Source organism: Actinospineispora acaciae DSM 45401 (genome assembly GCF_000620785.1).
Taxonomy (GTDB): Bacteria; Actinomycetota; Actinomycetes; order Mycobacteriales; family Pseudonocardiaceae; genus Pseudonocardia; species Pseudonocardia acaciae.
In genome coordinates, this window is the sequence record NZ_JIAI01000004.1 from 335,480 (window position 1) to 349,615 (window position 14,136).

11 protein-coding genes are annotated in these 14,136 nt (G+C 72.0%); 3 read left to right on the forward strand and 8 right to left on the reverse strand.

What is annotated here, in order from left to right; translation table 11 throughout:
- Position 1 precedes the first annotated feature (1 nt).
- The 5 genes from N912_RS53685 to N912_RS0121765 all read right to left on the reverse strand — a co-directional run bounded on the left by N912_RS53685 (position 2) and on the right by N912_RS0121765 (position 5,333).
- Positions 2 to 844, reverse strand: coding sequence for an ABC transporter ATP-binding protein (locus tag N912_RS53685; protein ID WP_245645371.1), 843 nt, complete (start codon positions 842 to 844; stop codon positions 2 to 4).
- Positions 841 to 2,583 (reverse strand): branched-chain amino acid ABC transporter permease, encoded by a 1,743-nt coding sequence (locus N912_RS53690; RefSeq protein WP_051580575.1) that lies wholly within the window; start codon positions 2,581 to 2,583, stop codon positions 841 to 843. Before N912_RS53690 ends, N912_RS53685 begins: the two co-directional genes overlap by 4 nt.
- Positions 2,580 to 3,509: a branched-chain amino acid ABC transporter permease gene (locus N912_RS0121755; RefSeq protein ID WP_245645372.1), complete on the reverse strand. Its 930-nt coding sequence runs from the start codon at positions 3,507 to 3,509 to the stop codon at positions 2,580 to 2,582. The genes N912_RS53690 and N912_RS0121755 overlap by 4 nt, the downstream gene beginning before the upstream one ends.
- Before the next feature lie 12 nt (positions 3,510 to 3,521).
- Positions 3,522 to 4,757: a branched-chain amino acid ABC transporter substrate-binding protein gene (locus N912_RS0121760; protein ID WP_028924061.1), complete on the reverse strand. Its 1,236-nt coding sequence runs from the start codon at positions 4,755 to 4,757 to the stop codon at positions 3,522 to 3,524.
- A 297-nt stretch (positions 4,758 to 5,054) separates the two neighbouring features.
- On the reverse strand, positions 5,055 to 5,333 hold the full coding sequence (locus tag N912_RS0121765) for a hypothetical protein (RefSeq protein ID WP_051580576.1): 279 nt from the start codon (positions 5,331 to 5,333) through the stop codon (positions 5,055 to 5,057).
- Positions 5,334 to 5,653: 320 nt separating this feature from the next.
- On the opposite strand from N912_RS0121765, the gene N912_RS0121770 reads away from it, so the two are divergent.
- The 3 genes from N912_RS0121770 (at position 5,654) to N912_RS53695 (ending at position 8,421) form a co-directional block, all read left to right on the forward strand.
- A complete protein-coding gene (locus N912_RS0121770) occupies positions 5,654 to 6,109 on the forward strand; it encodes a hypothetical protein (RefSeq protein ID WP_028924063.1) in 456 nt (151 codons plus the stop codon).
- 186 nt (positions 6,110 to 6,295) lie between these two features.
- Positions 6,296 to 6,910, forward strand: coding sequence for a TetR/AcrR family transcriptional regulator (locus tag N912_RS0121775; protein WP_028924064.1), 615 nt, complete (start codon positions 6,296 to 6,298; stop codon positions 6,908 to 6,910).
- 104 nt (positions 6,911 to 7,014) lie between these two features.
- The gene (locus N912_RS53695) at positions 7,015 to 8,421 is read left to right on the forward strand and encodes a FadR/GntR family transcriptional regulator (RefSeq protein ID WP_051580577.1); all 1,407 of its coding nucleotides are present in this window, start codon (positions 7,015 to 7,017) and stop codon (positions 8,419 to 8,421) included.
- On the opposite strand, the gene N912_RS0121785 is transcribed toward N912_RS53695, so the two are convergent.
- Genes N912_RS0121785 through N912_RS0121795 form a run of 3 tightly spaced genes read right to left on the reverse strand, consistent with a single transcriptional unit; the run spans position 8,387 to position 14,012 of the window.
- Positions 8,387 to 9,922, reverse strand: a complete 1,536-nt coding sequence (locus N912_RS0121785) for a GMC family oxidoreductase (RefSeq protein ID WP_028924065.1) — start codon at positions 9,920 to 9,922, stop codon at positions 8,387 to 8,389. The two genes, N912_RS53695 and N912_RS0121785, sit on opposite strands and share 35 nt — an antisense overlap.
- Positions 9,923 to 9,972: 50 nt before the next feature.
- On the reverse strand, positions 9,973 to 10,368 hold the full coding sequence (locus N912_RS0121790) for a DUF5313 family protein (RefSeq protein ID WP_028924066.1): 396 nt from the start codon (positions 10,366 to 10,368) through the stop codon (positions 9,973 to 9,975).
- 17 nt (positions 10,369 to 10,385) lie between these two features.
- Entirely contained in the window at positions 10,386 to 14,012 is a 3,627-nt protein-coding gene (locus tag N912_RS0121795; RefSeq protein ID WP_211261333.1) for a hydantoinase B/oxoprolinase family protein, read from the reverse strand.
- Positions 14,013 to 14,136 lie beyond the last annotated feature (124 nt).

Genomic DNA, 14,136 nt, shown 5'->3' on the forward strand with positions numbered 1-14,136 from the left:
CTCATGCCCGGCCCCCATGTATCAGAGCGTCGACGTCGGAGGGCGGGGCGCCGAGGTAGGCCTCGATCACCCTGGGGTCGCCCTGGACCTCGTCGGCGCCGCCCTCGACGAGCACCGCGCCCTGGACCAGCACCAGCACCCTGTCACACAGCGAGAAGATGAACTTGGTGTCGTGCTCGATGACCACCACCGCGATGCCCTGCTCGCGGATGGCCAGGATCAGCCGCCGGGTGTTCTCCGTCTCGGCCGCGTTCATGCCGGCCGTGGGCTCGTCGAGCAGGAGTACGGACGGATCGGTGGCCAGCGCCCTGGCGATCTCCAGGCGCCGCTGGTCACCGTAGGAGAGGTTGTTGGCCAGCTCGTCGGACACAGTGGTGAGCCCGACGAACTCCAGCAGCTGTGACGCCCGGTTCGCCGCCTCGGCCTCGCTGCGGCGGAACCCGCGACCGTGCAGCAGCGAGGACAGCACCCCCTGGCGCATCCGCACGTGCCGGCCCACCAGCACGTTCTCCTGGACGGTCATGGTCGGGAAGAGCCTGATGTTCTGGAACGTCCGGGCCACGCCGCTCTCGGTGACCCTGGCCGAGTCGCGCGGCAGCGCCCGCCCGCGCAGCGTGACGGCCCCGGCGGTGGGCGTGTACAGGCCGGTCAGGCAGTTGAACAGGGTGGTCTTGCCGGCGCCGTTGGGCCCGATCAGCCCGAGCACCTCGCGCTCGGCCAGCCCGAAGGACACCTCGCGCAGCGCGGCCAGGCCCCCGAACTCCATCGTCACCCGGGACGCCCGCAGCAGCGTCGGCGCGGACGGGCGGGCGGTGGGCAGCCGTACGGTCGGCGGGTCGATCACGATCCGGCCGCCTTCGCCGTGGATGTCTCGACGAACTCCGCCCGCCGATGCCGGTCGGGCACCAGCCCCTGCGGCCGCATCCTCATGATCAGGATCAGCGCGATGCCGAACAGCAGCAGCCGGTAGTCGGAGAACTCCCGCAGCTTCTCGGGCAGCACGAACAGGATCGACGCGCCGAGCACCGCGCCCGGGATCGTGCCCATGCCGCCGAGGATCACCGCCGCCAGCAACGTCACCGACTCCAGGAACCGAAAGCTCTCGTAGGACACGGTCGCGGTCTTGTGCGCGAAGAACGCGCCGGCGAACCCCGCGAGCATGGCGCCCAGCAGGAAGGCCAGGATCTTGATCGGTCCGGTCCGGATGCCCATGGCCCTGGCGGCGTCCTCGTCCTCCCTGATCGCGATCCAGGCGCGCCCCAGCTTCGAGTTCTTCACATTGCCGAACACCAGCATCACCAGCGCGGTGATCATCACGATCAGCAGGTAGTACAGCACGCCGGGCGGCAGCTCCAGCCCGCCCAGGGTGACCGGTCCGTCGAACGACGTCCCCAGCACCTCGACCGGCGGGATGCCCGGGATCGCGTTGGAGCCGCCGGTCAGCCCGCCGATGTCGTTCTGCGCGCTGCGCACGAAGATCTCGCCGAACGCCAGCGTCACGATCGCCAGGTAGTCGCCGCGCACCCGCAGCGTCGGCGACCCGACGACCGCGCCGAACAGCCCGGCCACCACCGCCGCGACCACCATGACCACCGGGAACGGCACCGACAGCCCGACCTTCGAGGCCGCCGCGCCGGACAGGTTGGCCGCCACGAACGCGCCGATGCCCAGGAACGCGACGTAGCCGAGGTCGAGCAGCCCGGCCAGGCCGACCACGATGTTCAGCCCGATCGCGGTGACCGCGTAGACCCCGATGTTGGCCGCGACGGTCATCCAGTACTCGGTGCCCGCGCCGGTCAGCGGCAGCGCCAGCGCGCACACCAGCAGCACCGCCACGCTGAACACGTGGTGCCGCTCGGACACCGCCGCCACCCAGCTCAGCAGCCCGGACGCGTTCAACGCCCCCGCCGCGCCACCCACCGCCGCGAGGAACGACAGGAAGACCGCGCCGGAGTAGACGTTCGCCGCCCCGCCCTGGCCACCGCTGGTGAGCAGCGCCGAGACCAGCAGGAGCAGCAGCACGAACACCACCAGCAGCAGCCCGCACTCGGCCACCGGATGCAGCCGCCAGCCGTAACGAGGCGCACCCGCGCCCGCACCGCCGCCCAGGACCGACCCCGCGACCACCAGCGCACCGCCGGCCAACGTCACGAGAGCGCCGAACGCAACGTCACCGTCCGAGGCCGTGACCGCCCCGAACCCGCCGCCGAGCGCCACCAGGTACCCGAGGTTCACCCCGGTGACCGCGACGATGCCGACGCCCAGCGCGCGCAGCATCCGTCCGCGCCCCGGCACCGCCACCAGCGACAGCACGATCGCCGCCGCGCCCAGTGCCAGCAGGTGCAGCCGGAAACCCGTCACGCCGAACGGCTCGGTGAAGAACTCCAGCGTCGCCTTGGCCGGGTACGCACCGTCGTTGAGCACGAACGTCGCCCACGGCAGGTACGCGCCGACCAGCGTGAGCACGCCGCCGGCGACGCGCAGCGCGGAGGTGAGCGGCGCCGGCCCGTGCTCGCCCCCGGGGCTCCCCTGGGTCGAGGACGAGGCCGCATGGGCCGGCGCCGTTCTGTGGGTGGTGGTCATGCGCGGACCCGTTCCGTCTCGCCGAAGAAGCCCTCCGGCCGGAACACCAACACCACGATCAACACGACGAAGATCCAGACGTAGTCGTAGGCGGAACCGCCGGGCAGGTACTGCCCGCCGAGGGACTTGACCAGGCCGATCGCCAGGCCGCCGACCACGGCGCCCCGGATGTTGCCGATGCCGCCGAGCACCGCCGCGGTGAACGCGAAGATCCCGTTCTGGAACCCCATGTCGATGTTGATGTTGTTCAGGAACCCGCCGTAGAGCACCCCCGCGACCCCGGCCAGCGCCCCGCCCACCGCGAAGGTGAGCATGATGACCCGGTCCGGGCTGATGCCCATCAGCCGCGCCACGTCGGGGTCCTGGGCCGTCGCCCGCATCGCCCTGCCCATCCGGGACCGCTCGATGAACAGGTGCAACCCCACCGCGAGCACCAGCGACACCACGATGAGCAGCACGCCCGAGTACTTGACAGGCACGCCGCCGCCCACCGGGATGACCAGCGCCCCCGGCACGAAGATCTCCGGGAACGGGATCGCCGCCGTCGCACCCGGGTAGAACACCCGCACCATCTCCTGCAGGGCCACCGACACCCCCAGCGCCGTGATCAGGGGAGCCAGCCGGGGAGCGCCCCGCAGCGGGCGGTAGGCGAAGCGTTCCATGGCCAGCGCCACGGCCGCCGCGACCACCGCCCCCGCGACCAGCAACAGCGGCAGGGCGAGGTACCAGCGATGCTGCACGAAGGTGGGGAGCAGGTAGCTGAACATCGCCAGGCCGCCGTACGCACCGATCATGAAGATCTCGCCGTGCGCGAAGTTGATCAACTGGATGATGCCGTAGACCATCGTGTAGCCCAGCGCGATCAGGCCGACCAGCGACCCGAGCACCAGTCCGTTGACGATCTGCGACAGCAGGGTGGACAGCAAGAGGGGCAATCCTTACCGGGACGGGGTGTATGCCCCGGTCTGCAACGGCGCGAAGTCGTCGCCCTTGACCGAGTAGATGGTCAGCACCTTGTTCGTGGTGTCGCCGAACTGGTCGAACGCGACCTCGCCGCTGGCGCCCTTCATCCGGGTCTTCTGCACGCGCTCGACCAGCTTCTTGCGGCTGGAGGTCTCGAACTTCCCGGTGCCCACCACGTCGGCCAGGCCCTGGATGATCACGTTCGCCGCGTCGTAGGTCATCGCGCCGTAGGCGCTGGACGGCTCGGAGTACCGCGCCGCCTTGTACGCGTCGACAAAGCCCTTCGCGCTGGGCAGGCTCTCCGCCGGCGCGCCGACGCCGGTGGCCAGGTCGCCCTCACGCCCGCCGAGCGAGACGTACTTCTGGTCGGCGATGCCGTCCCCGCCCATCAGCGGAATGTTCAGGCCGTTGTCCGCGAGCTGCTTGGACAGCGGGCCGGCCGCCGGGTACTCGCCGCCGTAGTAGAGGGCGTCCGGCTTCTTCGGCCGGATCTTGGCGACCACGCTGGAGAAGTCGGTGTCCTTCTCGCCCACCTTCTCCTGGGCGACGATCTCCGCGCCGAGCCGCTTGGCCTCGGTCATGAACTGCTGGGTCAGCCCGACGCCGTAGGTCTTGCCGTCGTTGACCACCGCGATCTTCTTCTTGCCGGCCTTCTTCACCAGGTACTGGGCGCCGAACGGGCCCTGCACCAGGTCGTTGGTGTTCACCCGGAAGTACGTGGGGAACTGGCGCTTCGGCGCCGTCGCCGCCGCGTCACCCATGGTGAGCGAGGGACCGGTGTTGCCCGAGGAGATCTGCACGATGTCGCGCTGGGCCAGGATCGGCGCCGCCGACTGGGCGGTCGAGGAGTTGTAGGTGCCGATCACCGCCGCCACGTTCGGGTCGGACGCCAGCTTCGTCGCGGCCTGCGCGGCCACCTGCGGCGTCGACTGGTCGTCCTCGGGCTGGAAGGCCAGCCGGTAGCCGGGCACCGCGCAGGACTGGTTGGCCTCCTTGATCGCGAGGTCGGCCGAGTTCCGCATGCCGAGGCCGATCGCCGAGAGCCCGCCGGACATCGGCGCGATCAGCCCGACCACCACCGTGCCCTTGCTGGTGTCACACGACGACCCGCCCCCGCCACCCCCCTCCGAGCGGTTCGTGCCGCACGCCGAGAGCGCCACCGCCCCGGCGAGTACCAGCCCGGTCACCGCCACCGACCGTTTCCGACTCATCCCTGTTCCTCCCTGACCACCAGGTAATTTGCGATAGAGACCGCGCGAGGTCTGTGAATCCAGGCAGAAGCACAACCGTGGGCTCTGCTCGAAATATCGAATAATCACGTGCCCGAGGCGCCGTTGCATCGACGTTCAAGCGCTCAGCAAGCTCCCGCCTACCCCCAGACACACAAGACCTGTGCGCGCCGCGTAGTCCGGCTGCGCGACAGCCATCTCACCGATGGCGGGGCGTCTCCGGAAGGACCAGTCCGGCATAGGCCGATGCCGCCCGGGCATCGCGCCAGGTTCGCGCCGCTACCCGTGTTCCGCCGACACCACGGACGGCATTCGCCGCAGCCGCGCCAGCAACATCTCGATCTCGCCGGAGGTCAGCAGCGCGGTGCAGCCCACCCTGCTCTCGACCACGCCCTCGCGGACCTCGACCTCCAGGTCGCGGACGCGGTACACCCGCCCCCGCAGCAGGGTCACCACGCGCAGCACGCCGTCGAGGCCGCCGGTGACGTGCGCGACGACGGCGCGGTAGGTGGGAAACTCGGCGGCGTCGTTCACGCGCGCCTGGGCCGTACTGTTCATCACGGATCTCCTCGGTCGAACCAGCGAAGATCCGGGCCAGGCCCCGGAGGCGGACACGGCGCGAGCGGGCGCGCCGGCGACCTGGCTCAGCCGGCGCGCCGGGTAATGATGCCGCCGAAGGGGGCGATCACGGGCCGCACGGGGACGGACAGTAGCAAGAAACGCCGCCGATCGTGACGAACCGAGGACGAGCGCCCCAACCGATCGCCGCCAAGTCGTGTCGTCAGGCGTAACACGGAACGTTTCGCGCGCGGTTTCTAGCCTAAGTTGATCGTGTTCGGTACGTTCACAGAATCGGTAGCTCCACGGAGGTCAGCGAAATGCGCCCGTTCTGGTTCTCCCCCGCTCTGGTCGTCGCGGGCGGTGTGGCCGTCGCGTTGTTGGCCGGCGGCTCGGCGGCGGCCCCGCCGCTGGTTCCGTCGGCCGCGCCGCCGGTCGCCCTGGCGTCCGTGTCTGACGTATCGGTCCCGGCGTCCGGCGGTCACGGTCGTGCCCCGCAGCCGCCCGCGCCCGCCCCGGTCCCGAAGTCGACGCCGGTGGAGGGGCACGACCTCGGCGGCATCAACCTCAAGGGCTACTGCAACTACACCGGCTACGACGACGTCAAGCTGATCGCGAACAACCCGTACGGCTGGGTCTGCTTCAACAACGGCGACGACCACATGACCTCACTGACCGTGAACGACGCGTGCCAGTGGCAGGGCGAGTGGGGCGACGTCGGCGTCCCGCCGGCCAACGGCGACCCGAACCTGTGGCGGTGCTGGTCGGTGGGCTAGACCGCCCCCGGCACCCGGTCTTTCACAGCCGCCGCCGCCCAGCCCGTACCCCCGGGCAGGGCGGCGGCGGTTTGCTGTGCGTGATGATCTGTGACAGCGACCACTGCTATGACTACAAGTGTGACAAACACCCGTATTTTGTCTACGGGAGCGACACCGCCCGCCTTGTTGTGTAACTTGCGGTGGGTGAGTCAAGGGCGCGGGTTCTACTCGGAGATGCGTGCGGTCGTGCGCGAGCGGTTGCTGGACGTGACCGCCGAGTTGATCTGCGCCGAGGGCTGGGCGGCGGTCACCATGAGCCGGGTCGCCGACCAGGTCGGGGTCAGCCGCCAGCTGGTGTACAAGCAGCTCGGCGGCAAGGGCGCGCTCGGTGAGGCCGTCGTCTCCCGCGAGGTCGAACGGATCCTGGGCAGCGTGGTGGAGAAGCTGCGCGAGCACGGCGGCGACCCGCTGGCCGGGATCCCGGCGGCCGTCGAGTTCGTGCTGCGCACCGGCGCGGAGAACCCGCTGATCAAGGCGGTCCTGCTGGGCAGGCACGGCGGCGACGACGGCCTGCTGCCGTTGCTGACCACCCGCCCCGAGCCCGTCCTGGGGCCGGCCACCGAGGTCGTGCTGGCCGAGGTTCGGGTCCGCTACGCCGACCTGGCGGTGGACGACGACGTGCTCGCCCGCGTCGTCGAGATCGTGGTCCGGCTGACCCTGAGCCACCTGCTGCAACCCAGCGGCCCGGTCGAAGAGGCCCTCGCCCAGATCCGCATCGTCATCGAAGGCGCCCTCGCCCGCTACACGCGGGCGAACTGACCGGCGGCCGCAGCAACACCACGAGACACCACATCCAGGGACCGTGGCACACCGCGCGATGCGGCCTGCCCCGCCTCGGCCCGCGAGCACGAAGGAGTGCCGCCATGGCGGCGAGCGACCCGATGCCTGTCACCGGCAGTGAGCAGCCCGCCCTGACCGCCGACCCCGGCGCGGGCAAGCTCGCGGCCAGGGTGGCGCTGCGGATCGAGCGCGACATCGCACGCGCCGGGTGGCCGATCGGGCACGTGCTCGGCTCCGAGCCCGCGCTGCAGGAGCGCTACCAGGTCAGCCGGCAGGTGCTGCGGGAGGCGATCCGGCTGGTGGAGCACCATCGGGTGGCCGCGATGCGCCGGGGCCCGTTCGGTGGGCTGGTGGTGTGCGCGCCGGACGCCCGCGCGGCGACCAGCGCGATGCTGATGTACCTGGAGTTCGCGAACACCACGCTGGAGCACGTGCTCGCCGTCCGGCTGGCGGTCGAGCCGCTCGCCGCCGCGCTGGCCGCCGAGCACATCACCGAGCCGGGCATCGCCGAGCTGCGCGGCCTGCTCGCCGACGAGGCCGCCACCTGCCCGCACCCCCGGTCGCTGAACCGATTACACCTGGCGCTGGCCCGGCTGTGCGGCAACCCCGCGCTGGAGCTGTTCGTCCAGGTGCTGTGCGCGCTGACCGCGCGCTACGACCGAGGCCCGAACGCGGCCTCGGACCGGGCGCTGGCCGACGCCCACCAGGCCCACCGGTCGATCGTGGCCGCCGTGGTGGCCGGCGAGACCTCGCCCGCCCAGTTCCGCGCCACCGAGCACCTCACCGCGCTGCGCCGGCACCTGCGCGAACGGCGGCCGCCGCTGGAGGCCACCGGCGCGGCCGAGACGCCCAACGGCGTCGCCGGCGACGTCAAGCTCGCCGAGCTGGTCGCCCAACAGATCATCGCCGAGATCCGGACCAACGACTGGGGCCCTGGCACCGTGATCGGCTCGGAGGCCGCCCTGCTGGACCGGCTGAACATCGGCCGCTCGGTGCTGCGCGAGGCCGTGCGGCTGCTGGAGTACCACTCCATCGCCTACATGCGCCGGGGCCCGGGCGGTGGCCTGATCATCAACAGGCCCGACCCGACCGCGAGCGTGCAGGCCATCGCCCGCCACCTGCGCTACCGGGGCACCAGCCCGGGCCACCTGTGCGTGCTGCGCGGGGCGCTGGAGCTGGAGTCGGTGAACCACGTCTCCGCCCTCACCCACGACCCGCCGCTGGACGCCGAGCTGGCCGGCCTGGCGTGCGACGACTGGCACCTTCGGCTCGCGCAGCTGTCCGGCAACCCCGTGCTCTGGCTGTTCCTGCGCATCCTGATCACCCTGCGGTCGCTGCCGGCCGACCCGCCGCCGACCGACGCCGAGCACGACGGCATCACCACCGCCCTGCTCGGCGAGGACCGCGCGCTGGCCCGGTACCGGATGCGCCACCACCTGCGGCGGCTCGACCCCGTCATAGTCGGTCGGCCATCCGCTCCCCGACCATGATCGCCGCCAGGTTGGTGTTCGCTCTGGTCACGGACGGGAAGATGGACGCGTCGATCACCCGCAGGCCGTCCACGCCGAGCACCCGGCAGTCCGGGTCGACCACCGTGTCCGGGTCGTCCGGCGAGCCCATCCGGCAGGTGCTGGTGCCGTGCTGGGTGTCCACGGCGGTGGCGCGCAGGAGCCGGTCAAGCTCGTGCTCGGAGCCGTCCAGCGCGGCGCGCAGCGGCTGGTTGGCCCGCCACGGGTCGCCGTCGCCGATCGCGCGGACGGCGTCGGAGTCGACCAGCCCGGCGAGCAGCCGGACGCCGTCGCGCAGCCGCGAGAGGTCGCGCTCGTCGGAGAGCATGTTCTCCCTGATCACCGGCGGGGTGGCCGGGTCCAGGCCGGCGAGCTGGACCCGGCCCCGGGAGAACACCTGGTTCACCCACACGCCGATGCCGCCGGCCCCCGCGCTGACGTCCGCGGAGCTCATGGCCAGCACGTTCTGGTTCAGCGAGACCAGCATCATGTCGTGCGGCAGCTCACTGTCGTAGCGCACGCAGCAGTTGGTGTGCCGGTCGTCGGGTCCCGCCGAGTGCTCGGCGGTGAGCGGCACGCCGATCAGGATCATCGGGTGGTCCTGCATGCCGCGCCCGACCGGCAGGTCCAGCAGCGGCTCGACGCCGAGGCCGGCCAGCTCGTCGGCCGGTCCGATCCCGGAGCGGAGCAGGATCGCCGGCGAGGCGACGACGCCGGCGCTGAGCACGACCTGGTCGGCTCGGAGCACATCACCGCCGGCCAGCCGGACCCCGACCGCCCGGCCGCCCTCGACGACCACGGTGTCGACCACCGAGCCGCCCCGGATCTCCAGCGTGGCGAGCCCGCGCGCCGGCTCCAGGTAGGCGTCGTTGACGCTGACCCGCCGGCCGTCGCGGGAGTTGATCGGGTACGGCGAGACACCGCTCGCGCCGGGGGCGTTGACGTCCTCGGCCCATCCGAAGCCGTGCGCGAGCGCGGCCGCGCGCAGCGCCTCGTCGACGGCGCCCCAGGCCGGCACCGGCGCCCGGTACACCGGGGTGGGGCCGCTGTTGCCGTGGTAGTCACGGTCACCGAAGTCCTGGTCGGACTCCAGCGCGGCGAAGTACGGCAGCACGTCCGAAGGCCCCCAGCCGGTGCATCCGGCCTTGACCCAGTCCTCGAAGTCCTCCATCGGCGGGCGGATCGCGATCTGCCCGTTGACCGTCGAGCTGCCGCCGACGCCCCGCCCGCGCCAGTACAGGTACGGCGGCTGGTCCTCGGTCCGGGCGGCGTCCAGCCCCGGCCACAGGTAGTCACCGAGCGTCGGGCTGCTCAGGCCGTTCATCGGGTTGGGCGAGCGCCACACCTCGGGCAGCGCCGCCGAGCGGTAGTCGATCCCCGCCTCCAGCAGCAGCACCCGGCGGCCCTGGCCCGCGCACCGCGCCGCCAGCGCCGCGCCGGACGACCCCGCGCCCACGACGATGATCTCCCACGACCCAGCCATCCGCGCGTCCTCCCGGTCCTGGGCTCTCGACAGACGCCCAGTTCCGGACATTAGTTCCCCGAGCGGTAGCGCGCCGCGTACCGGGCGGCGGCGGCCGCCTTCTCCTCGGCGTGCAGCGCGTCCCGGGCGGCCTGCGCCGCGCCCGGCGGGAAGCCGGCCCGACGGACCCGGCGCTCCACGGAGCCGTCCAAGAACCAGAACGCGTACTGCAACCCCACCAGGATGCCCAGCAGCGTTGCGGACCCTCTGATCCACAGCGGCCCGGGCACGAACAGCAGGATCGGCACCGCGACCACGCTCACCTGCACCATGGCCCGGATGAAGTGCCGGAGCACCCAGGTGTCGCAGGACGCGTCGTGCAGCACCCAGTCCCGGTACCGCTCGGGCAGGCGGCCGCCCAGCGCATACCACAGCCAGCGCAGCGGACCCGGCCGTCGAGGCGTCACCCCTCCACGATAAGCCGCTAGGCCGGGGCCGAGCCGTATCCGCCGCCGCCCGGGGTGTGGATCTCCAGGACGTCGCCGGGTTGCAGGTCGACGGAGTCGCAGCCCGCCAGCTCCTCGGTGGTGCCGTTGGTGCGGTGGACGTAGTTGTGGCCCAGGGCGCCGGGGTCGCCGCCGGCCATGCCGTAGGGCGGGACGCGGCGGTGGCCGGTCAGGGTGCTGGCGGTCATCGGCTCCAGGAACCGGATGCGGCGGATCGCGCCGTCGCCGCCGTGCCAGCGGCCCGCGCCGCCGCTGCCGGGGCGGACGGCGAACTCGTCGAGCAGGACGGGGAAGCGCCACTCCAGGACCTCGGGGTCGGTGAGGCGGGAGTTCGTCATGTGGGTCTGGACGACCGACGCGCCGTCGAAGCCGTCGCCGGCCCCCGAGCCGGAGCCGACGGTCTCGTAGTACTGGTGCCGTTCGTTGCCGAAGGTCACGTTGTTCATCGTGCCGACGCCCTCGGCCTGCACGCCCAGCGCGGCGAACAGCGCGCCGGTGATCGCCTGGGAGGTCTCCACGTTGCCGGCGACCACGGCGGCGGGGTAGGTGGGCGCGAGCATCGAGCCGTCCGGGATGACGAGCGTGATCGGTCGCAGGCAGCCGTCGTTGAGCGGGATGTCGTCGGCGACCAGGGTCCGGAACACGTACAGCACCGCGGCGGTGGCCACCGAGGACGGCGCGTTGAAGTTGGTGTCCAGCTGCGCGGACGTGCCGGTGAAGTCGATCACGGCGGTGCGCGCGTCGCGGTCGACGGTGACCTTGACGGCGATCACCGCGCCGGAGTCCATCTCGTAGCGGTACTCGCCCTCGCGCAGGGTGCCGATCACCCGGCGGACGGCCTGCTCGGCGTTGTCCTGCACGTGGCGCATGTACGCCTGCACCATGTCCAGTCCGAAGTGGTCGATCATCTTGCCGACCTCGTCGACGCCCTTGTTGTTCGCCGCGACCTGGGCGCGCAGGTCGGCCAGGTTGGTGTCCGGGTTGCGCGAGGGGTAGCGGGCGCCGGCGAGCAGCTCCCTGGTCTCCTGTTCGCGGAACCTCCCGGCTGTGTTGTCGCCTCCGGCGCCGGCGGGCGCGGCAACCAGCGACCAGTTGTCGAACAGCACGCCCTCCTCGTGCACGTCGCGGCTGTGCGCGGGCATGGAGCCGGGGGTGATGCCGCCGACCTCGGCGTGGTGTCCTCGTGAGGCGACGTAGAACAGGATCTCGTCCCGTTCCCTGGCGAACACCGGGGTGATCACCGTGATGTCCGGCAGGTGGGTGCCGCCGTGGTACGGGTCGTTGACCGCGTAGACGTCGCCGCGCTTCATCCGCCCGGCGCGGCGGCGCAGCACCTCCTTGACCGAGGTGCCCATCGAGCCGAGGTGCACCGGGATGTGCGGGGCGTTCGCCACCAGGTTGCCGTCCGGGTCGAACAGCGCGCAGGAGAAGTCCAGCCGCTCGCGGATGTTCACCGACTGCGACGTCGCCTCCAGGCGGGTGCCCATCTGCTCGGCGATCGACATGAACAGGTTGTTGAAGATCTCCAGCAGCACCGGGTCGGCGCGGGTGGTGCTGTCGGCCTCGGCCGCGGCGGCCACGCGGTGCAACAGCAGGTGGCCGTCCGGGCTCATCTCGGCGCGCCAGCCGTCGTCCACCACGGTGGTGGCGTTGGCCTCGGTGATGATCGCCGGGCCGGTCGCGGTGTCGCCGGGGCGCATCCGTTCGCGCCGGTACAGCGGGGCGTCGCGCCAGGCGTCGCGGGTGTAGAGCTGGACGGTGTCGACCTGTGCCGCACCCGGTGCGGACTCGGCGAGGCCGGACAGCTCGGGTGGTTCGGTCACGCCGGTCGCTTCGACGGCGACCGCCTCGGCGATCAGCGGGCGGTCCATGAGGAAGGAGTACGTGGTGCGGAAGCTGGCCTCGAACTCGGCGCGCATCTCGTCCGGCTCGGCCAGGGTCACCGGGACGACGGTGTCGGTGCCGTCGTAGCGCAGCTGGACGCGGCGGGTCACCTGGATCCGCTCGGCGGCGACGCCCTCGTCGAGCAGCTCGGCGCGGCCGGCCTGTTCCAGGTCGTCGGCCAGGTGGCGCAGCCGGGGCATCAGGCCCGGTTCCAGCCGCTCCACCACCGACTGCTCGCGCATCACCGTGGTGTCGGCCAGGCCGATGCCGAGCGCGGAGAGCACCCCGGCCATCGGCGGCACCAGCACCGTGCGGATGCCCAGCGAGTCGGCCACCGCGCAGGCGTGCTGGCCGCCCGCGCCGCCGAACGTGGTGAGCACGTACCGGGTGACGTCGTGCCCCTTCTGCACGGAGATCTTCTTGACCGCGTTGGCCATGTTCGCCACCGCGATCCGCAGGTAGCCCTCGGCGACCTGTTCCGGGGTGCGGTCGTCGCCGGCCTGTTCGCGGATCTTCCCGGCCAGCTCGGCGAACCGCTCGCGGACGGTGTCGGCGTCCAGGGTCTGATCGCCGTCCGGCCCGAACACCGCCGGGAAGTGCGCAGGCTGCACCCGCCCGAGCATCACGTTGGCGTCGGTGAGCGCCAGCGGGCCGCCGCCCCGGTAGCAGGCCGGCCCCGGCACCGCGCCCGCCGAGTCCGGGCCGACCCGGTAGCGGGTCCCGTCGAAGTGCAGGATCGAGCCGCCGCCGGCGGCCACCGTGTGGATGTCCAGCATCGGCGCCCGCAGCCGCACCCCGGCGACCAGCGTGGTGAACACCCGCTCGTACTCGCCGGCGTAGTGCGACACGTCGGTGGACGTACCGCCCATGTCGAAGCCGATCACGTGGTCGAACCCGGCCAGCGCGGACATCCGCACCATCCCGACGATGCCGCCGGCCGGCCCGGACAGGATCGCGTCCTTGCCCCGGAAGTGCCCCGCCTCGGCCAGCCCGCCGTTGGACTGCATGAACATCAGCCGCACCCCGCGCATCTGGTCGGCCACCTGGTCGACGTAGCGGCGCAGCACCGGCGACAGGTAGGCGTCCACCACGGTCGTGTCGCCCCGGGGCACCAGCTTCATCAGCGGGCTGACCTCGCTGGACAGCGAGATCTGGGTGAACCCGACCTGCTCGGCGAGCTTGCCGATCTCCCGTTCGTGCGCCGGGTGCAGGTGGCTGTGCAGGCAGGCCACCGCGACCGAGCCGATGCCGTCCTCGCGGGCCGCGCGCAGCTCACCGGCCAGCGCGTCCAGGTCCGGCGCCCGGAGGACCTCACCGTCGGCGGTGATCCGCTCGTCGACCTCGATCACCCGGTGGTACAGCGTCTCGGGCAGCACGATGTGCCTGTCGAAGATGCGCGGCCGGTTCTGGTAGGCGATGCGCAGCGCGTCCCGGAACCCCTTCGTGATCACCAGCAGGGTCCGCTCGCCGGTGCGTTCCAGCAGCGCGTTGGTGGCCACGGTGGTGCCCATCCGCACCGCCTCGACCCGCTCGGCCGGCACCGGCTCGCCCTCGGGGATGTCCAGGAACGCCCGCACCCCCGCGACGGCGGCGTCGCGGTAGCGCCCGGGGTTGTCCGAGAGCAGCTTGTGCGTCAGCAGCCGGCCGTCCGGGCGCCGGGCCACGATGTCGGTGAACGTGCCACCCCGGTCCACCCAGAACTGCCACCTGTCGTCAGCCACCGCCAGCCCTCCTCGCCGTGCCCCCGGCGACATCATCGCTCACCACCGCCGGCTGCCGCTGCGTCCTCACCTGCTCGGCGCGGCGCCCCACCGGCTGACCAGCGGTGATAGGGCTGTCAGCGGA